Origin of the sequence: Roseicella sp. DB1501 (assembly GCF_013112485.1) — a bacterium.
GTDB lineage: Bacteria > Pseudomonadota > Alphaproteobacteria > Acetobacterales > Acetobacteraceae > Paracraurococcus.
Genome location: NZ_JABFHG010000010.1, coordinates 178,492 through 196,881 on the forward strand (window position 1 = coordinate 178,492; position 18,390 = coordinate 196,881).

Below are 18,390 nucleotides of genomic sequence, written 5' to 3' on the forward strand. Positions count from 1 at the left end.
CGAGATGGGCCCGCCCGCGCGGCCGGGAAGGCCGCTTCCCGATCCGGCGAGGCCTTGACCCTCCCATGATAGGAGACCCCACATGCTGCCTTGCCATGCCCGAAGCCCCCCTCGCCCCCCCGCCCCCGCGCTCCCTGCCCATCGCCGGCATGACCTGCGCCGCCTGCGCCAACCGGGTGCAGCGCGCGCTCGCCAAGGTGCCGGGCGTCACGGCGGCCTCGGTCAATGCCGCGAGCGAGCGGGCGGAGATCGCGGGCAGCGCCGCCCTGCCGGACCTCGTCGCCGCGGTGCAGCGGGCCGGCTATGCGGTGCCGGAGACCAGGCTCAGCCTCGGCATCGCCGGCATGACCTGCGCCACCTGCGCGCTGCGGGTCGAGAAGGCGCTGCGCCGCGTGCCGGGCGTGCTGGAGGCGGGCGTGAACCTCGCCACCGAGACCGCCCGCATCCGCATGCTGGCCGGCACGGAGGACGCGGCGCTGGCCGAGGCCGTCCGCCGCGCCGGCTATACGGTGCGGTCGGCCGAGGAGGCGGAGGCGGCGGCGGCCGCGCCGGGCGGCCATGAGCGGCGCAACCTCATCCTCGCCGCCATCCTCGCCGCGCCCTTCCTCATCGGCATGCTCGGCATGGGGCTCGGGCGCGACTGGATGCCGCATCCCTGGCTCCAGCTCGCCCTCGCCACGCCGGTGCAATTCTGGCTCGGCGCCCGCTTCTACCGGGCCGGCTGGGCGGCGCTGCGCGCCGGCAGCGGCAACATGGACCTGCTGGTCGCGCTCGGCACCTCGGCCGCCTTCGGCCTCTCGCTCTGGATGCTGGCGACGCATGGGCCGGCAGCGAAGCACCACCTCTATTTCGAGGCCAGCGCCACCGTCATCCTCTTCATCCTGCTCGGCAAATGGCTGGAGGCGCGGGCCCGGCGGGCGACCGGCGCCGCCATCCGCGCCCTGCTCGAGCTGCGGCCCCGCACCGCGCGGCGCCTGACGGCGGCGGGCGCGGAGGAGGAGGTGCCGGCCATCGCCCTCGCCCCCGGCGACCGGGTGGTGGTCCGCCCCGGCGAGCGCATCCCGGCCGACGGCACCGTGCTGGAGGGCCGCGCCGGCGTCGACGAGAGCGCGCTGACCGGCGAGAGCCATGCCATCGAGAAGGAGCCGGGCGCCGGCGTCTCCACCGGCACCATCGCCCTCGACGGCCGGCTGGTGATCGAGGCGAAGGCGGTCGGGCAGGAGACGGTGCTCGCCCGCGTCGCCGGCATGGTCGCCGCGGCGCAGGCCAGCCGCGCCCCGGTGCAGCGGCTGGTCGACCGGTTGAGCGCAGTCTTCGTCCCGGTCGTCATCGGCATCGCGGCGCTGACGCTGCTCGGCTGGTGGCTCGCCGGGGCGGGGCTGGAGCCGGCGCTGCTGCACGCCGTCGCCGTGCTGGTCATCGCCTGCCCCTGCGCCCTCGGCCTCGCCACGCCCGCCGCCATCATGGCCGGCACCGGCGCCGCGGCCCGGGCCGGCATCCTGATCCGCGATGCCGAGGCGATCGAGCGGGCGCAGGGCGTGACGTTGGTCGCTTTCGACAAGACCGGCACGCTGACCGAGGGCCGGCCGCGCCTCGCCGGGCTGCATGCGGCGCCGGGCATCGCCGGAGCGGAGGCGCTGCGCCTTGCCGCGGCGCTGCAGGCGGGCAGCGAGCACCCGCTCGCCCGCGCCGTGCTCGCCGCCGCGGCCGGGACGCCGCCGGCCGCCGAGGCGTTCCGCGCCCTGCCCGGCCGCGGCGTCGCCGGGCGGGTGGAAGGGCGCGCCCTGCTGCTCGGCAGCCCGCGCGCCCTGGCGGAGAGCGGCGCCGATCCCGGCGCGCTGGCCGCCAGGGCCGAGACGGAGTCGGGGCAGGGCCGCAGCCTCGCCTGGCTGGTCGAGAGCGCGCCGGCGCCGCGCGTCCTCGCCCTGCTCGCCTTCGAGGATGCGCCGAAGCCGGGCGCGGCGGCGGCCATCGCCGGGCTCAGGACGCTCGGCCTGCGCTCGGCGATGCTCAGCGGCGACAGCCGCGCCGCGGCCGGCGCCGTGGCGGCACGGCTCGGCCTCGACGACGTCGCGGCCGAGGTGCTGCCGGAGGGCAAGGCGGCCCGCATCGCCGACTGGCAGCGGGCGGGCGAGCGGGTGGCGATGGTCGGCGACGGCGTCAACGACGCGCCGGCTCTGGCGGCGGCCGAGCTCGGCATCGCCATGGGCACCGGCACCGACGTGGCGATCCAGGCGGCCGGCATCACCCTGCTGCGTGGCGACCCGGCGCTGGTCCCGGCGGCGATCGAGGTGACGCGACGGACGCTTCGCAAGATCCGGCAGAACCTCGCCTGGGCCTTCGGCTACAACCTGCTCGGCTTGCCGCTGGCGGCCGCCGGGCTGCTCTCGCCGGTGGTGGCCGGGGCGGCGATGGCGCTCTCCTCGGTCTCGGTGCTGGCCAATGCGCTGCTGCTGGCGCGCTGGCGACCGGCGGCGGCGCGGGAGGATGCGGCATGAGGAACGCCCAACAGCCGGCGCAGCCGGCTGAGCGCCCGGATGGGCGCCGCGCCCGCTGGCGCGCAGCCAGGCCACCGGAGGGGACGCCGGCGATTGAGGCCAGGACATGACCGGCGCGGTGACGATCGGCGAGGCGGCGCGCGCGACCGGCGTGTCGGAGAAGATGATCCGGCACTACGAGGCGATCGGGTTGCTGCGCCCGGCGCGGCAGGCGAATGGCTACCGCCGCTATGCCGAGCCCGACCTCGCCGTGCTGCGCTTCATCCGGCATGCCCGCGACCTCGCCTTCCCGCTGGAGGACATCCGCCGGCTGCTCGCCCTCTGGCACGACCGGGGCCGCGCCAGCGCCGAGGTGCGGCGCCTGGCGCTGGCGCATGTCGCGGCGCTGGAGGAGAAGGCGCGGGTGCTGCAGTCGGTGGCGAACAGCCTGAAGCACCTGGCGGCGCATTGCCACGGCGATGCCCGCCCCGACTGCCCGATTCTCGACGAACTCGAAGGACGACAGGGATGATGGAGCTCAAGGTCGAAGGCATGAGCTGCGGCCACTGCGTGCGCGCGGTGACCGAGGCGATCCGGGGCGAGGACCCGGAGGCGGTGGTGCAGGTCGATCTCGCCGCCGGGCTGGTCCGGGCCGAGACCAGCCTGCCCCGGGACCGCGTCGCGGCGCTGATCGCCGAGGAGGGCTACAAGGTCGCCGCTTGACACTCGCGGCCGTTCATATTGACACATCAACGACCGCCATTCAGTGCCCCTTTGGCGCCGGGCGCACACCTCCGGTTTGCTTGGCTACGCCGCACTGGTGGCGGCGCCCGTTCGGGCGCTCGGCATGGATGAGCATTCATGCCGTTGGTAGAGCGCCCGACGCCGGGGGCGCGGCCGGGGCGAAGGCTTTTATAACCTAAATGTCACAGTCGCCCCGACATCATGCAATGCTTAGTTTCATTTCGCTGGACAGACTCTCTCGATATCGCAATCAATCCTCGCAGGTTCACCGGTGGTTCTCCACCAGCGCGCGAGGTTCGGTGTGCAGCAGGCGGAATGGTGGCGCGGCGCGGTTCTCTACCAGGTCTATCCCCGCAGCTTCGCGGATTCGGACGGCGACGGCATCGGCGACCTGCCGGGCCTGCTCGAACGCATGGACCACATCGCCCGGCTCGGCGTGGACGGGATCTGGCTCTGCCCGGTCTATGCCTCGCCGCAGCGGGATTTCGGCTATGACGTCTCGGACCACTGCGCGATCGACGCGGCCTTCGGTGCGCTGGCGGATTTCGACCGGGTGCTGCAGGCGGCGCATGCGCGCGGGCTGAAGCTGCTGGTCGACCTGGTGGGCGGGCATACCTCGGACCAGCATCCCTGGTTCGCCGCCAGCCGCCGCGGCCGCAGCGGCCCCACCGCCGACTGGTATGTCTGGGCCGATCCGGCGCCGGACGGCACGCCGCCGAACAACTGGCTCAGCGTCTTCGGCGGCAGCGCCTGGAGCTGGGAGCCACGCCGGCGGCAGTATTTCCTGCACCACTTCCTGCCCTCGCAGCCGACGCTGAACCTGCAGCACCCGCAGGCGATGGAGGCGCTGCTGGATGTCGCGCGCTTCTGGCTCGACCGCGGCGTGGACGGCTTCCGCCTCGATGCCGTCGACTTCCTGACGCATGACCCGGCGCTGCGCAGCAACCCGGCGGCACCGATGCCAGGCGGCCAGGTGCCGGCCAAGCTCTTCGCCCTGCAGCGGCACGACCGCGACATGATCCAGCCCGCCAGCATGGGCGTGCTGCGGCGCATCCGCGCCCTGCTCGACGAGTATCCGGGCACCGTCGCGCTCGGCGAGGTCTCCTCGCAGGACGGCGCCTTCGACCGCATCGCCGCCTATACCGGCGCGCCGGACCTGCTGCACCTGGCCTATACGCTGCGGCCGCTGCGGCAGGGCTTCGACCACCCGACGCTCGAGGCGCTGCTGCGCGACGCCATCGCCACCTGCGCGCGCGGCTGGCCCTGCTGGTCCTTCTCCAACCACGATGTGGAGCGCGCCGCCTCGCGCTGGGCGCCGGGCGGCCGGGCGGAGGCCGGCTTCACCCGGCTGCTGCTCGCCCTGCTGCTGACCCTGCCGGGCAGCGCCTGCCTCTACCAGGGCGAGGAACTCGGCCTGCCCGAGGCGCAGTTGCAGGAGGAGGAGATCCGCGACCCCTTCGGCATCACCTACTGGCCGGAATTCAAGGGCCGCGACGGCAGCCGCACGCCGATGCCCTGGGCGGCGGGCGATCGCTTCGCCGGCTTCACCGAGGCCTGGTCCTGCCCCTGGCTGCCGGTGCCGGCGGCGCATCGCGCCCTCGCCGTCGATGCGCAGGAGCGCGACCCGGCCAGCACGCTGCGCTTCACCCGTGGCCTGCTCTGGCTGCGCCGCGACGAGCCGGCGCTGCGGCACGGCACGGCGACCCCGCTCGACCTGCCGGCGCCGCTCTTCGGCTTCCGGCGGGAGGCGGCGGGTCGACGAGTGACGCTGGTCTTCAACCTCTCCGACGCGCCGGCCACCCTGCCGCCCGAGCTGGCGACGGGCCATGCCGGGCTCGGCGGCCATGGCGCGCCGGGCGGCGTGCTGCCGGCGCATGGCTTCGCCCTGCTGGTCCCGGCCGAGACGACGGCGCGGCAGCTCGTCGCGGCGAAGTAGGACCAGCGGACCGGTCGCGCCCGGCCGGTCCTTCCTTTTGCCACCTTTCCCGCCGAGGCTGCGCCGGCGGGGATGGCGGATCGTCGCCCCGGATGCAGAATGGCGAATGGGATCGTGCCGGAGATGATGCAGACATCAGCAGCCCGGATCGCGCGGCGCCTTGCCCTGGCGACGCTGGCCGGCGCCCTGCTGGCCGGGATGCCTGGGTGGACGCCCGCCTGGGCGCAGCGCAACACGCAATGCGAGACCGCCTTCGGGATCTGCGCCACCCCTCCGGCGCCGCCCGGCTCGCTTTGCTTCTGCTCGGTCCAGGGGCGGCAGGATGCCGGGAAGGTCATCGTGCCGCTGGGCCTCGGGCCGGGCGGGCCGAACGCGGTCAGCCCGACCTGCCGCAGCTTCAGCGGCCTCTGTCAGGTGGCGCCCTCGGCGGTCGGCAGCTTCTGCAGCTGCAACGGCGAGAGCGGGCAGATCATCCCGCAGTAATCTCCCTGCGACGTCGCTGCGCGCCGTCGCGGGGATTCAATTGATCGCCTCGTCCGGCGCCACGCCCCAGATCTCGGAGCGGCGGATCCAGCCGCGATAGTCGCCGACCCGCGCCTCGCACCAGGCGCTCTCCGCCTCGCAATGCCGGATCATGCCGATGACGCCGGGCTTCAGCCGGGCGACCGGCTCGGCATTCGCCTCCGGCCGGCTGCGCAGCGCCCGCTCCTCGCCCTGCACCAGGAAGCTGCGGCGCGAGGTGAGCAGCGGCCGCTGCACCCAGCCCTCGGTCCCCTCCGGATCGCGGATGCGGCGCCAGTGCTCGTGCTCCTCCACGATCTGCACCGGCAAGTCCTTGCGCTGGTAGGTCCACTCGATCTTGTAGCGGAGGTCGGGGCCGATCCGCAGGTTCACCTGGTTGGAGCCGAGCGCGGCGAAGCGCGGCAGCGGCAGGCCAGTGGCCGGGCCGACGCTCGGCCGGGATGGCGCGGCGGGCGCGGGCGGGGGCGGCACCGCCGCCCCGGCGACCGCCCCGGCGGCGACGCCGGCCGCGGTGGCGGCGGCCGGGGCGGGCTTGCGCCGGGCCGCCGCAGCGGGGCTCGCCGGCTTGGCGGAATTGCTGGCGCCGGGCCGCGGCTGCAGCGTCGGGGTGGCGCGCGCCAAGGGCTTCTCGGCCGGCTTCTCGGGGGGTTTCTCCGCCGTCTTCTCCCCGCGCCGCTCGGCCGGCTTCTCGGCCGCCTTCGCGGGCGGCCTCGGCCGCGGCGGCTTCTCCGCGGCGGCCGGGGCAGTCGGCGCGGCCGGGGCGGCGGGCGGCGCCGGCGCGGCGGCACGCGGCGGCGGCAGGGATCCCGCCTGGCCGAGGCTGCTCTGCCCGAAGGCCGGCGAGGCGAGGAGGAGAAGGGCGGGAAGCGCGGCGTGCAGGGGGCGGGTCACGGCATCGACATGCCAAGCCCGGCCGCTTCGGGTCAAGCGCGACCCTTCACCGATCTGCGATCCCCGCGCGGCGCCGTCCCGCGGGACGGTCAGAGGGTGACGATCTGCCCCTCGCCGACGGCGGCGAGGAAGGTGACCACGCCCGCCACCTCCACGCCCGGCCGCAGCGCCGCGGCGGGGATGTCCTCGGCGCGCAGCCCGGCCTCGCAGGCGATGCGGCGGATGCCGAGCTCCTCGGCCGCGGCCAGCAGCTCGGCGATGCCGGCGACGCCGCGGGCGGCGAGCGCCGCCTCGCGCGGCTCCTCCGGCAGCGGCGCCGCAGCGAGGAAGAGGCGGCAGCCGGCATTGCTGGCGAAGAGCGTCACCGCCCGCCCGAGCGCCGCCGCCCCGGTCGCCAGCACCAGCGCGTAATGCGCCCGCTCATGCCCGCCCGAGAGCAGCAGGATGCCGAGCGGCGGCGCCTCCCTTGGCATCTGGCGCCTTCAGGCCAGGCTGCAGGCGAGCGGCGCCGGGGCCCCCTGGGCCTGCCCATGCGCCGAGAGGTCGCGGATGCTGGCGCCCTCGCCGCAGAGGGCGCAGCCCGGATCGCGCCGCAGCCTCACCGTGCGGAAGCGCATGTCGAGCGCGTCCCAGAGCAGCAGCCGCCCGGCCAGGCCCTCGCCGATGCCGAGGATCTCCTTCAGCACCTCGGTCGCCTGCAAGGTGCCCATCACGCCGGTGACGGCGCCGAGCACCCCGGCCTCGGAGCAGCTCGGCACCAGGCCGGGCGGCGGCGGCTCCGGATGCAGGCAGCGCTGGCAGGGGAAGGGCGGGCCGAGATGCGACTTGTAGGTGGAGAGCTGCCCCTCGAAGCGCAGCACCGCCGCCGAGACCAGCGGCCGGCCGAGCAGGTGGCAGGCATCGCCGAGCAGGAAGCGGGTCTCGAAATTGTCGGTGCCGTCGCAGACGATGTCGTAGCGCGGGATCAGCGCCTCCGCCGTGGCGGCGTCGAGACGGGTCGCATGCACCTCGACCCGCACCTCCGGGTTGAGTCCTGCAAGGGTCTCCGCGGCGCTCTCGGCCTTGTTGCGGCCGAGCCGGGCGGTGCTGTGGATCACCTGCCGCTGCAGGTTGGAGAGCTCCAGCGCGTCGTGGTCGACGAGGCCGAGCGTGCCGATCCCGGCCGCGGCGAGGTAGAGGGCGAGCGGCGCGCCGAGCCCGCCGGCGCCGATGATCAGCACCCGCGCAGCGCGCAGCTTTGCCTGGCCGATGGCGCCGACATCCTGCAGCAGGATGTGCCGCGAATAGCGCTGCAGTTCGGCTTCGGTGAAATCGAGGTCCATGGCGGCGATATGGGGCGCGAACGGGCGCTGTGCTACCGGTGCCCGGTCGAGCCGAAGCCGCCGGCGCCGCGCTCGGACGGGGCGGTGAACTCCTCCACCACCGCGAAATCCGGCCGCAGCACCGGCACGAAGAGGAGCTGCGCGAAGCGGTCGCCGGGGGCGAGGCGGATCGGCGGCGTGCCTGGCCCGTTGCGGTTCCAGGCGCTGACCATGATCGGGCCGGTATAGTCGGGGTCGATCAGCCCGACGAGATTGCCCATCACCAGCCCCTGCCGGTGGCCCATGCCGGAGCGCGGCAGCACCAGGGCGGCGAGGCCGGGATCGGCCATGTGCAGGGCGAAGCCGGCGGAGATCAGCGCCGGCGGCGCGCCGGGCGCGAGCTCGACCGGCGCGTCCAGGCAGGCATGCAGGTCGATCGCCGCCGCCATGGCGGATTGGTAGCGCGGCAGGCCCCAGCCGCGCAGCCGCTCGTCCAGGATCTTCAGCTCGACCGCCGGCATCGCCGCACCCCTCATGTCCCGGCAGGCCTTGCGCCCGGAAACGCGGTGCCGGTCAAGCCCCGGCCGGCGCACCCTCCCGCAGCCGGCCGAGCCGGAGGAAGCCGATCCCGTGCCGCGTGCCGCCGTCGCCGGTGGCGAGGTCGGCCAGCACCTCCCCCACCACGCTGCAGAATTTGTAGCCATGGCCGGAGCAGGGCGAGGCCAGCACCACCTGGGGATGCGCCGGATGGTGGTCGAGCAGGAAATGCTCGTCCGGCGTGTTGGTGAACATGCAGGCGCGCAGCGCCATGGTCGGGCCGGTGCCCTGCGGGAAATAGCGCCCGGCGAAGGCGCGCAGCAACGCCTCGTCCTCGGCATCCACCTCGCGCCGCATGGACTCGGCGGGCATGGTCTCGCCTCGGTGGTGGTAGCGGCCGAATTTGAAGCCCGGCACCTCGACCACCGGGAAGCCGTAGTAGCGTCCCTCCTCCGCTTCCAGGTTGAAGACCGGGAAGCGCTCCGGGGTGAAGAGCTCGGGCGCCTGCGGCTGCAGCCAGGCCAGCACCTGCCGCTCCGGCACGGCGAGGCCCCGCAGCAGCGGCGCCAGATCGGCCATCCAGGCGCCGGCGGTCAGCACCAGCCGCCCGGCCTCGTAGCGGGCGCGATCGGTGGTGACGACCACCCCCTCGCCTCCCGGTCGCGCCTCCCAGCCCAGCACCCGCTCGCGGGCATGGATCTCGGCGCCCGCGGCCTGGGCGGCGCGGACATGCGCGACGATGGCGCGCTCGCTCATCACATAGCCGCCCTCGGGCTGGAAGACGCAGCGCATGTTGGGCGGCAGGGCGTAGCCGGGATGCCGCTCGTTCACCTCGGCGCCGGTCAGCACCGCATGCGGCAGGCCGTGCAGCCGGGCCGAGGCGAGCGCGCCCTGGAAGACCTCGCCATCCTCCGGCCCGCCATCGAGCGAGCCATGGGTGAACAGCACCCGCTCCCCGGTCGCCGCCTCCAGCTCCCGCCACAGCGCATAGGCGCGGCGAAGCAGCGGCACATAGGCCGGGTCCTCGTAATAGGGCAGGCGGATGATGCGGGTGACGCCATGCGAGGAGCCCATGGCGTGCGGGATGTCGAAGCGCTCGATCCCGAGCACGCGCTGGCCGCGCCGGGCGAGCTGCCAGGCGGCGGCGCTGCCCATGCCGCCGATGCCGACCACGATGACGTCGAACGCCATGGCACTCCCCCGATCCGCCGCCCGGCATTCTGCCATGCCGGCGCGGCCTGGCGAGGGACGGCGTCAACCGGCCAGGGCGCCCGGAACACGGGCCGTGAGACGGGCCTGCGCGGCGCGGCGCCGGCCCTCGGCATCGTCCCGCCCCCAGCCGAGCTGCGCCCAGAGCCCGGATATCGCGGGGATGTCCTCCGGCATGATCGCCTGCCGGATGTGCAGGCCGGTCATGGCCGCGCCGCCCGATCCGCTCCACCGAGCCTCGCCGCGATCCGCGCCGCGAGCCGCGTCGCCACCTCGTCCTTCGGCAGCTCCGGCCAGTCCTCCACGCCCTCGGCGGTGACGATGTGGACGGTGTTGCGCGCCCCGCCCATCACCTCGCCCGAGACGTCGTTGGCGACGATCCAGTCGCAGCCCTTGCGCCGCCGCTTCTCGATCGCATGCGCCACCACCTGCTCGGTCTCGGCGGCGAAGCCGATGACGAGGCGCGGCCGCATCGCATGCCGGGCGATGGTCGCCAGGATGTCCGGGTTCAGCGCCATCTCCAGCACCGGCGCGCCGGCCCCCGGCTCCTTCTTCATCTTCTGCCCGGCCGCCCGCGCCACCCGCCAGTCGGCGACGGCGGCGGCCATGACGGCGATCTCGGCCGGCAGCGCCGCCTCGCAGGCGGCGAGCATCTCGCGCGCGGATTCGATGCGGCAGGTGACGAGGCCGGGCGGGTCGGGCAGCGCGGTCGGGCCGCTCACCAGCGTCACCCGGGCGCCGAGCGCGGCGAGCGCGGCGGCGATGGCATAGCCCTGCCGGCCGCTGCTGCGGTTGGCGATGTAGCGCACGGGGTCGATCGGCTCATGCGTCGGCCCGGCGGTGACCAGCGCGTGCCGCCCGGCGAGCGGTTGGTTGAGCGCCCGTTCGACCGACGGGGCGGCTGGCGGGGCGGCCGGCGGGGCGAGCAGCGCCGCGACGGCGGCCAGGATCTCCTCCGGCTCGGCCAGGCGTCCCGGCCCGCTCTCCGGCTCGGCCATGGCGCCCACCCCCGGGCCGACCACCCGCACGCCGCGCGCCGCGAGCCGCGCCATGTTGTCCCGCGTCGCCGGATGCTCCCACATCGCCGGGTTCATCGCCGGGGCGACGAGGACGGGCGCGCGCGTCGCCAGCAGCACGGTGGTGGCGAGGTCGTCCGCCAGCCCCTGCGCCATCCGCGCCAGCAGGTCGGCCGAGGCGGGCGCCACCAGGACGAGGTCGGGCAGCCGCGCCAGGCGGATATGGCCGATCTCCGCCTCGGCGGCCCAGAGATCGTCATGCACGCGCTGCCCGGTGAGGCCGGCCAGCGCCTCCCTGGTCACGAAGCGGGCGCCGCCGGCGGTGAGGATGGCGGTCACCGTGGCGCCCGCCTTGCGCAGCAGGCGCACCAGCTCGAGCGCCTTGTAGGCGGCGATGCTGCCCGAGACGACGAGCAGGATGTGGCGATCGGTCAGCATCGGCGCGCGATCAGACCGGCCGCTCGCCCTTGACCGTCACCCGGTTGCCGTAGCGCCGGTGCGGCCAGTAGTCCCACATCGCGCGGTGCTGGGCGCAGCGGTTGTCCCAGAAGGCGACCGAGTTCGGCTGCCAGCGGAAGCGGCACTGGAACAGCGGGTTCTCCATGTGCTGGTAGAGATAGCCGAGGATGCCGTCGCTCTCGTCGCGCGGGATGCCGAGGATATGCGTCGTGAAGCCGCGATTCACGTAGAGCGCCTTGCGCCCCGTCACCGGATGCGTGCGCACCACCGGATGCACCGCCTTCGGGTAGCTCGGCTTGTCGGCGACGCCCTCCCTGGCGAACATCCCGCGATAGACATGCTCGCCGCTATGCTCGGCGGTGAGCCCGTCGAGATAGGCCTTCATCCGGTCGGACAGCGCATCATAGGCCGCATACATGCTGGCGAAGAGCGTATCGCCGCCGGCGGGCGGGCATTCGCGGATGTAGAGGATGCTGCCCATCGGCGGGTATTCGTCGCAGGAGACGTCGGAATGCCAGCCCTCGCCATTGGCGCGGACCGAATTCTCGTCGGCCTTGATGATCATCAGCTCCGGGTGCCCCGGCTCGTGCGGCGCCGCCGGGTGCAGGTGCAGCTCGCCGAATTTCCGGCCGAAATCGAGGTGCTGCCGCTGCGTCATTTGCTGGTCGCGGAAGAAGATGACCAGGTGCTCGGCCAGCGCCCGGTGGATCTCCTCCATCTGGTGGTTGGTCGGCGCGGCGAGGTCGACGCCGCCGATCTCGGCGCCGATCAGCGGCGTCAGGCGGTCGATGCGGATGGTCTCGTAGGGCCGGCCGGCCTCCAGCTGGGCCTTGATGCGAGGGCCGTTGAGGGCGCTGAGCGAGGACATGGCGGTCTTCCTTGCCGGGACGTGCGTCGAGCGGGAAGCTAGCCTGCCCCCAACCCGGCTGGAAGCGGGCGCCGTCGCGCCCCGGCGGCGGGCTCGCCGACCCGCGGCGCGGCGCATTTGCAGCCGGCGGTCCCGGGCATCGTCCTGGCCTCCCGTTCCCGGCCCGGAGACCCGCATGAGCGCCGCGCTCGCCACCCTGCTCCTCTGTCAGCTCGCCGGCGAGATCCTGGTGCGGGCGCTGCACCTGCCGGTGCCCAGGCCGGTGCTCGGCATGGCGCTGCTCGTCGCCAGCCTCGTCCTGCGCGGCCGGGCGCCGCCGCCCGCCCTCGGCGCGGCCGCCGATGCGCTGCTCGGCAATCTCGGCCTGCTCTTCGTGCCGGCCGGAGCCGGGGTGATGCTCTACCGGCACGCTCTTCGCAATGTTTTCCACCGAGCGCCGCCACTGGGCACCGCCACCGGGCGGCTGGCGCAGGCGCTGCTGCGCCGGCTCGGCTGAGGGTCTGGCGATGCCGGAACTGGCCGAGATCCGGGTCTATCTCGCCCGCGACCCGCTGGCGGCGCTGACCGCAATGTCACGGCCGGCGCCTTCAGCGGCCTCGCCACGGGGCTGAACGCGCTGGCGACGGCCCCTGCTGCTGCCGCTGCTCTGGCGGTTGCTGGCGGGCGGTTGATCACGCGGAGCGGAACGCCCGGCACCGACGCGGCGTCGAAGGGGCAGCAACAGGAGGGCGCAATGACCGCGAACCGTTCCACGCTGGAAGAGCGCATCCGCGACCGGGCCTACCATCTCTGGGAGGCGGAGGGTCGGCCCGAGGGGCGGGCGGAGGCGCATTGGGCGCTGGCCAGCCGCCTCGAGGCGGAGAGCGAGGCCGAGCTCGACGAGATGGGCCGCGAGAGCTTCCCGGCCAGCGACCCGCCGGGCAACACGCCGCAGACCGGCATCGGCCGCGGCTGAGGCGGCGGTTTCCGCGGCCGGGCGAAGGGTTCTATGACGGGGCGGAGGAGGATGCCGCATGCCCATCTACGCCCTGAACGACGTCGCGCCGCGCCTGCCGCCGGCGGGCCGCTACTGGGTGGCGCCGGATGCCCATGTCATCGGCCGGGTGACGCTCGGCGAGGATGTCGGGGTCTGGTTCGGCGCCGTCATCCGCGGTGACAACGAGGAGATGGCGATCGGCGCCCGCAGCAACATTCAGGAGGGGGTGATGCTGCATTCCGATGCCGGGACGCCGCTGACCGTGGGATCGGAGGTGACGGTCGGCCACCACGCCATCCTGCATGGCTGCACCATCGGTGATTGCTCGCTGATCGGCATGGGGGCGACGGTGCTGAACCGGGCGCGGATCGGCCGCTTCTGCATCGTCGGCGCCAATGCGCTGGTGACCGAGGGCAAGGAATTCCCCGACTACTCGCTCATCGTCGGCAGCCCGGCCAAGCTGGCGCGGACCCTCGATCCCGGCATCGAGGCCGAGTTGCGCCGTTCCGCCACGCATTACGTGACGAAGTGGCAGGCCTTCGCCGCCGGGCTGCGGGTGGTGGGCTGATCCCTCGCCGGGGGGCGTCGCCGGCGAGCCGCCCTTGCCGGCCTGTCCCGCGGCGGCCCGGCGCGGCACAGTCGGCATGACGGTGATCCAGGGAGGGACGCACCCATGACCGACGATATCGGCTTCCTCGGCCTCGGCTCCATGGGCGGGCCGATCGTGGCGCGGCTCGCCGCCTGGGCAAGGGAGGGGGCGGCGGGCCAGGGCCGCCGCATCCTGGTCCACGACGTGCGGCCGGAGGCAATGGCGCAGGCCGCCGCCGCCGGGGCGGTGCCGGTCAGGGGCGGCGCGCGGGAGCTCGGCGCCCGCTGCCCGCTGGTCCTCGCCTGCCTGCCCGGCACGGCGATCTCGGAGGCGGTGGCCCTGGGCGAGGACGGCGTCGCCTCCGCCCCCGGCCATGCGCTCCGCACCTATGTCGAGATGTCGACCATCGGCGGCGAGGCGATCCGCCGCATCGCCGCCGGGCTGGCGGCGCGCGGGGTCGCGCTGGTCGACAGCCCGATCAGCGGCGGCGCGATCGGCGCGCGGACCGGGGTGCTGGCGGTGATGGCGGCCGGCGCGCCGGCGGCGATCGCGGCCGCCCGGCCGGTGCTGGAGGTGGTGGGCAACCGCGTCTTCACGGTGGGCGAGGCGCCCGGCCTCGGTCAGGCGATGAAGCTCGCCAACAACCTGCTCTCCCTCGCCGGCATGGTGCTGACCGCCGAGGCGCTCTCGCTCGGCGCCAAAGCGGGGCTCGACCCGGCGCTGATGTGCGAGGTGATCAATGCCGGCACCGGGCGCAACAGCTCGACCGAGTCCAAGTATCCGCGGGCGGTGCTGACCGGGCGCTTCGATGTCGGCTCCACCAACCGCATCGCCCATAAGGACATGGCGCTGGCCATGGCGGAATGCGCCGCCCTCGGCGTGCCGGCGCCGCTCACCGGTCTGGCGCGGGAGATCTGGGCGATGACCGAGGCGGCGCAGGGCGCGCAGGCCGACATGACGACGGTGGCGAAGCTCTACGAGGGCTGGACCGGCGCGCCGCTGCGGGCGCAGGGCGCGACGGACTGACCGCCGCCCCCGTTGCCCTGCCGCGGCTTCGCCGAGACAGGCTTCAGGCCAGCGGCGACGTCGTGAGGCGTTTTCAGCGCCCCGTCAGGATGCGCTCGACCAGTTGCTTCGCCGTCGGGATGAAGCCGTTCGAGTAGAACGGGTCCGAGGCGAAGCGATAGGCGTTGTGGCCGGCGAACATCAGATTGTCCTCGGTCGTGCCGACATGGGCGATGTCCTGCAGCGTCTTCTGGATGCAGAAGCTGCGCGGGTCCGCCTTCTTGCCGGTGTCGTAATCCGGCCCATGCTGCGACCAGTTGGAGAAGCGGCAGGCCGAGAGGCAGCCCATGCAATCCACTTGGTCCTTGACGATCTCCGTCTGCTTCTCGGGCGTCACGAAGATCAGCGTGTTGTCCGGCGTGCGCATCGCCTCGACGAAGCCCTGCGCCTCGAAGCCGCGCACCCGCTCCAGGTCGTGCGGGGTCAGCCAGACCTTGCGCTTGCGCGGGCCGACGCCGAACTCGGCGGTGTGGTCGCCGACCGGCTCGGCGGTATAGGCCACCTGCCGCTCGTTGCGCGCCTCGAGCTCGCGGATGAAGTCGTTGCGCACCGCCGAGGAATAGAAGCCCGTCGGCGAGAAGCGCTGCAGCAGCACGTCGCCCGGCTTCAGCGTCAGCAAACGCTGCTTCCAGGCATCCGGAATCGGGCTCTCCCGCGTCAGCAGCGGGCGGGTGCCGAACTGGAAGGCGACGGGCCCGAGCTCCGGGTTGTCGATCCAGTCCTCCCACTCCTCCAGCCACCAGACGCCGCCGGCCATGATGATCGGCACGTCGCCGAGGCCGAGCTCGCGCATCTGCTGCCGCAGCTTCAGGACGCGGGGATAGGGGTCCTCCGGCCGGGTCGGGTCCTCGGAATTGGAGAGGCCGTTATGGCCGCCGGCCAGCCAGGGATCCTCGTAGACGACGCCGCCGAGCCATTCCTTCGCCTTGTGGTAGCTGCGCTTCCACAGCGCCCCAAAGGCGCGGGCGGAGGAGACGATCGGGTAGTAGTGGACGGCATGCTCGCGGGCGATCTCGGACAGCCGGTAGGGCATGCCGGCGCCGCAGGTGATGCCGTGGATCAGCCCCTTGGCGCCGTCCAGCACGCCGCGGATCACCCGCTCCGCCCCGCCCATCTCCCAGAGGATGTTGGCGTGGATGCGGCCGCGGCCGCCGGCCCGCTCATGCGCCTCGCGCGCCTGGGCGATGCCGCCGGCGATGCCGTAGGCGACCAGCTCCTCATGCCGGTCGCGGCGGGTCTTGCCGTAATAGACCTGGCGGATGACCTCGCCCTCGGGGCCGTAGCTGTCGGCATTGACCGCCGAGAAGGTGCCGACGCCACCGCCCGAGGCCCAACCGCCGCAGGTCGCGCCGTTGGAGACAGCCACGCCCTTGCCGCCCTCGACCAGGGGAAGCACCTCGACGCCGCCCATGCGGATCGCGTTGATCGCCTTCACGCCACCACCCTCGAAACCGAGCTGTCCATCCGAAAGAAATTGGGCGGGCCGGGGCGGGTTGCAGCCCCCGGCCCGCCGGATCGCCTGCCTTATTCCGCCGCCTCGTTGCGGTCGCGGCGCGGCCGGTCGCCGCTGCGGTCGTTGCGGTCACGGCGCGGCCGGTCGTCGCCGCCCTCGCCTTCGTTGCGCGGCCGGCGGGCGCCGACCTGCTCGGTGATGTCGGCCCCCGTCGCCTGGTCGACCACGCGCATGGAGAGCTTCACCTTGCCGCGGTCGTCGAAGCCCAGCACCTTCACCTTCACCGCGTCGCCGACATTGACCACGTCGGTGGTGCGGTTCACCCGCTCGTTGGTCAGCTCGCTGATGTGCACGAGCCCGTCGCGGGCACCGAGGAAGTTCACGAAGGCGCCGAAATCGGCGGTCTTCACCACCTTGCCGGTGTAGATCACGCCGACCTCGGGCTCGGCCACGATGCCGCGGATCCAGTCGATCGCCTTCTGCGCCGCTTCCGGCGAGGTCGCCGCCACCTTGATGGTGCCGTCATCCTCGATATCGACCTTGGTGCCGGTGCTCTCGGTGATCTCGCGGATCACCTTGCCGCCGGAGCCGATGACGTCGCGGATCTTCTCCTTCGGCACGTTGATGACGGTGATGCGCGGCGCGTTCTGCGCCACGTCGCCGCGCACGCCCGAGAGCCCCTTGGCCATCTCGCCGAGGATGTGGATGCGGCCGTCGCGCGCCTGGCCGAGCGCCTGGCGCATGATCTCGAAGGTGATGGAGGTGATCTTGATATCCATCTGGAGCGAGGTCACGCCCTGCTCCGTGCCGGCCACCTTGAAGTCCATGTCGCCGAGATGGTCCTCGTCGCCGAGGATGTCGGAGAGCACCGCGAAGCCGCGATCCTCCTTGATCAGCCCCATGGCGATGCCGGCGACCGGGCGCTTCAGCGGCACGCCGGCATCCATCAGCGCCAGCGAGGTGCCGCAGACGGTCGCCATGGAGGAGGAGCCGTTGCTCTCGGTGATCTCGGAGACCACGCGCAGCGTGTAGGGGAACTTCTCCTTCTCCGGCAGCACCGGATGCACCGCGCGCCAGGCCAGCTTGCCGTGGCCCACCTCGCGCCGGCCCGGGCTGCCCATGCGGCCGGTCTCGTTCACGCTGTAGGGGGGGAAGTTGTAGTGGAGCATGAAGTGCTCCCGGTACTCGCCCGGCAGCGCGTCGATGATCTGCTCGTCCTGGCCGGTGCCGAGCGTCGCCACGCAGAGCGCCTGCGTCTCGCCGCGGGTGAAGAGCGCCGAGCCATGGGCGCGCGGCAGCACGCCGACCTCGGCGACGATCGGCCGCACCGTCCTGGTGTCGCGGCCGTCGATGCGGAGCCCCGTGTCGAGGATGGCGTTGCGGACGACCTCGGCCTCGAGATCCTTCAGCAGCCCCTTGGCGGCGCCGGTATCGGCGCCCTCGGCCTCGAGCTGGGCGAGCACCGCCTTCTTCGCCTCGGCCACCTTGCCCTGGCGGAGGAGCTTCTGGGTTTCCTTGTAGGCCTCGGCCATCTGCGCCCGGCCGAGCTCGGCGATGCGGGCCTTCAGCGCGACCTCGGCGGCGGAGGGCTCGGGCAGCGCCCAGGGCTCCTTGGCGGCACGCTCGGCGAGCTCGATGATGCCCTGGATTACCGGCTGGAAGCCCTTGTGGCCGAACTCGACGGCGCCGAGCATGATGTCCTCGGAAAGCTCCTGCGCCTCGGACTCGACCATCAGCACGCCCTCGGTCGTGCCGGCGACAACGAGCTCGAGCGCGCTCTGCTGGCGCTGCGCGATGGTCGGGTTCAGCACGTACTGGCCGTCGACATAGCCGACGCGGGCGGCGGCGATCGGGCCGAAGAAGGGAATGCCGGAGAGCGTCAGCGCCGCCGAGCAGCCGACCATCGCCACGATGTCGGGGTCGTTCTCCATGTCGTGCGACAGCACGGTCGCGACGACCTGGACCTCGTTGCGGAAGCCCTCGGGGAAGAGCGGGCGGATCGGCCGGTCGATCAGGCGGGAGATCAGCGTCTCGGCCTCGGAGGGCCGGCCCTCGCGCTTGAAGAAGCCGCCCGGGATCTTGCCCGCGGCGAAGGCCTTCTCTTGGTAATTCACCGTGAGCGGGAAGAAATCCTGGCCCGGCTTCACCGAGCGGGCGCCGACCGCGGTGCAGAGCACGATGGTGTCGCCGAGGCGGGCCAGGACGGCGCCATCGGCCTGGCGGGCGATCTTGCCCGTCTCGAGGATGAGGAGCTGGCCGCCCCAGGCGATGTCCTTGCGGAAATAGGTCTCGAACATGCGTCGTTCCTTCGCGGGACCGGCGGCCGGGGGACCCTGCCCCCGCATCG

At 73.5% G+C, this 18,390-nt stretch carries 19 protein-coding genes; 9 read left to right on the plus strand and 10 right to left on the minus strand.

Annotated elements, in window-relative coordinates:
- The first annotated feature begins 95 nt into the window (after positions 1–95).
- The 5 genes from HJG45_RS19685 (at position 96) to HJG45_RS19705 (ending at position 5,640) form a co-directional block, all read left to right on the plus strand.
- Positions 96–2,498 carry a heavy metal translocating P-type ATPase gene (locus HJG45_RS19685; RefSeq protein WP_171614166.1) on the plus strand — a complete coding sequence of 801 codons (2,403 nt, stop codon included), beginning with the start codon at positions 96–98 and terminating at the stop codon, positions 2,496–2,498.
- Positions 2,499–2,616: 118 nt separating this feature from the next.
- Positions 2,617–3,009 carry a MerR family transcriptional regulator gene (locus HJG45_RS19690; RefSeq protein WP_171614337.1) on the plus strand — a complete coding sequence of 131 codons (393 nt, stop codon included), beginning with the start codon at positions 2,617–2,619 and terminating at the stop codon, positions 3,007–3,009.
- The gene (locus HJG45_RS19695) at positions 3,006–3,200 is read left to right on the plus strand and encodes a heavy-metal-associated domain-containing protein (protein WP_171614168.1); all 195 of its coding nucleotides are present in this window, start codon (positions 3,006–3,008) and stop codon (positions 3,198–3,200) included. The genes HJG45_RS19690 and HJG45_RS19695 overlap by 4 nt, the downstream gene beginning before the upstream one ends.
- 292 nt (positions 3,201–3,492) lie before the next feature.
- On the plus strand, positions 3,493–5,157 hold the full coding sequence (locus HJG45_RS19700) for an alpha-amylase family glycosyl hydrolase (RefSeq protein WP_368040642.1): 1,665 nt from the start codon (positions 3,493–3,495) through the stop codon (positions 5,155–5,157).
- A 99-nt stretch (positions 5,158–5,256) separates the two neighbouring features.
- Positions 5,257–5,640, plus strand: a complete 384-nt coding sequence (locus HJG45_RS19705) for a hypothetical protein (RefSeq protein ID WP_171614170.1) — start codon at positions 5,257–5,259, stop codon at positions 5,638–5,640.
- Between the two features lie 36 nt (positions 5,641–5,676).
- Here the strand turns inward: HJG45_RS19705 and HJG45_RS19710 are convergent, their stop codons facing one another.
- From HJG45_RS19710 to HJG45_RS19745, 8 genes are all read right to left on the minus strand, one after another.
- Complete coding sequence (locus HJG45_RS19710; protein WP_171614172.1) at positions 5,677–6,570, minus strand: SH3 domain-containing protein; 894 nt, start codon at positions 6,568–6,570, stop codon at positions 5,677–5,679.
- 89 nt (positions 6,571–6,659) lie between these two features.
- Positions 6,660–7,043, minus strand: a complete 384-nt coding sequence (locus HJG45_RS19715; RefSeq protein WP_171614174.1) for a DsrE family protein — start codon at positions 7,041–7,043, stop codon at positions 6,660–6,662.
- A gap of 9 nt (positions 7,044–7,052) precedes the next feature.
- A complete protein-coding gene (locus HJG45_RS19720) occupies positions 7,053–7,892 on the minus strand; it encodes a molybdopterin-synthase adenylyltransferase MoeB (RefSeq protein ID WP_171614176.1) in 840 nt (279 codons plus the stop codon).
- 32 nt (positions 7,893–7,924) lie between these two features.
- Complete coding sequence (gene dut, locus HJG45_RS19725; RefSeq protein WP_254452644.1) at positions 7,925–8,392, minus strand: dUTP diphosphatase; 468 nt, start codon at positions 8,390–8,392, stop codon at positions 7,925–7,927.
- Positions 8,393–8,444: 52 nt separating this feature from the next.
- Positions 8,445–9,599 carry an N-methyl-L-tryptophan oxidase gene (solA, locus tag HJG45_RS19730; RefSeq protein ID WP_171614180.1) on the minus strand — a complete coding sequence of 385 codons (1,155 nt, stop codon included), beginning with the start codon at positions 9,597–9,599 and terminating at the stop codon, positions 8,445–8,447.
- Between the two features lie 63 nt (positions 9,600–9,662).
- Positions 9,663–9,824: a hypothetical protein gene (locus tag HJG45_RS19735; protein WP_171614182.1), complete on the minus strand. Its 162-nt coding sequence runs from the start codon at positions 9,822–9,824 to the stop codon at positions 9,663–9,665.
- Positions 9,821–11,071, minus strand: a complete 1,251-nt coding sequence (gene coaBC / locus HJG45_RS19740) for a bifunctional phosphopantothenoylcysteine decarboxylase/phosphopantothenate--cysteine ligase CoaBC (protein WP_171614184.1) — start codon at positions 11,069–11,071, stop codon at positions 9,821–9,823. The genes HJG45_RS19735 and coaBC overlap by 4 nt, the downstream gene beginning before the upstream one ends.
- A gap of 10 nt (positions 11,072–11,081) precedes the next feature.
- Positions 11,082–11,960 (minus strand): TauD/TfdA family dioxygenase, encoded by an 879-nt coding sequence (locus HJG45_RS19745; protein ID WP_171614186.1) that lies wholly within the window; start codon positions 11,958–11,960, stop codon positions 11,082–11,084.
- A gap of 175 nt (positions 11,961–12,135) precedes the next feature.
- Here HJG45_RS19745 and HJG45_RS19750 point away from each other — a divergent pair, with 175 nt between their 5' ends.
- From HJG45_RS19750 to HJG45_RS19765, 4 genes are all read left to right on the plus strand, one after another.
- Complete coding sequence (locus HJG45_RS19750; RefSeq protein ID WP_171614188.1) at positions 12,136–12,456, plus strand: CidA/LrgA family protein; 321 nt, start codon at positions 12,136–12,138, stop codon at positions 12,454–12,456.
- Between the two features lie 237 nt (positions 12,457–12,693).
- Positions 12,694–12,915 carry a DUF2934 domain-containing protein gene (locus HJG45_RS19755; RefSeq protein ID WP_171614190.1) on the plus strand — a complete coding sequence of 74 codons (222 nt, stop codon included), beginning with the start codon at positions 12,694–12,696 and terminating at the stop codon, positions 12,913–12,915.
- Positions 12,916–12,973: 58 nt separating this feature from the next.
- Positions 12,974–13,504, plus strand: coding sequence for a gamma carbonic anhydrase family protein (locus tag HJG45_RS19760; RefSeq protein WP_171614192.1), 531 nt, complete (start codon positions 12,974–12,976; stop codon positions 13,502–13,504).
- A 105-nt stretch (positions 13,505–13,609) separates the two neighbouring features.
- The gene (locus tag HJG45_RS19765; RefSeq protein WP_171614194.1) at positions 13,610–14,551 is read left to right on the plus strand and encodes an NAD(P)-dependent oxidoreductase; all 942 of its coding nucleotides are present in this window, start codon (positions 13,610–13,612) and stop codon (positions 14,549–14,551) included.
- A 73-nt stretch (positions 14,552–14,624) separates the two neighbouring features.
- Here the strand turns inward: HJG45_RS19765 and HJG45_RS19770 are convergent, their stop codons facing one another.
- Together HJG45_RS19770 and pnp are read right to left on the minus strand one after the other, a co-directional pair.
- A complete protein-coding gene (locus HJG45_RS19770; protein WP_171614203.1) occupies positions 14,625–16,025 on the minus strand; it encodes a nitronate monooxygenase in 1,401 nt (466 codons plus the stop codon).
- 89 nt (positions 16,026–16,114) lie between these two features.
- Entirely contained in the window at positions 16,115–18,340 is a 2,226-nt protein-coding gene (pnp, locus tag HJG45_RS19775; RefSeq protein WP_171614205.1) for a polyribonucleotide nucleotidyltransferase, read from the minus strand.
- Positions 18,341–18,390 lie beyond the last annotated feature (50 nt).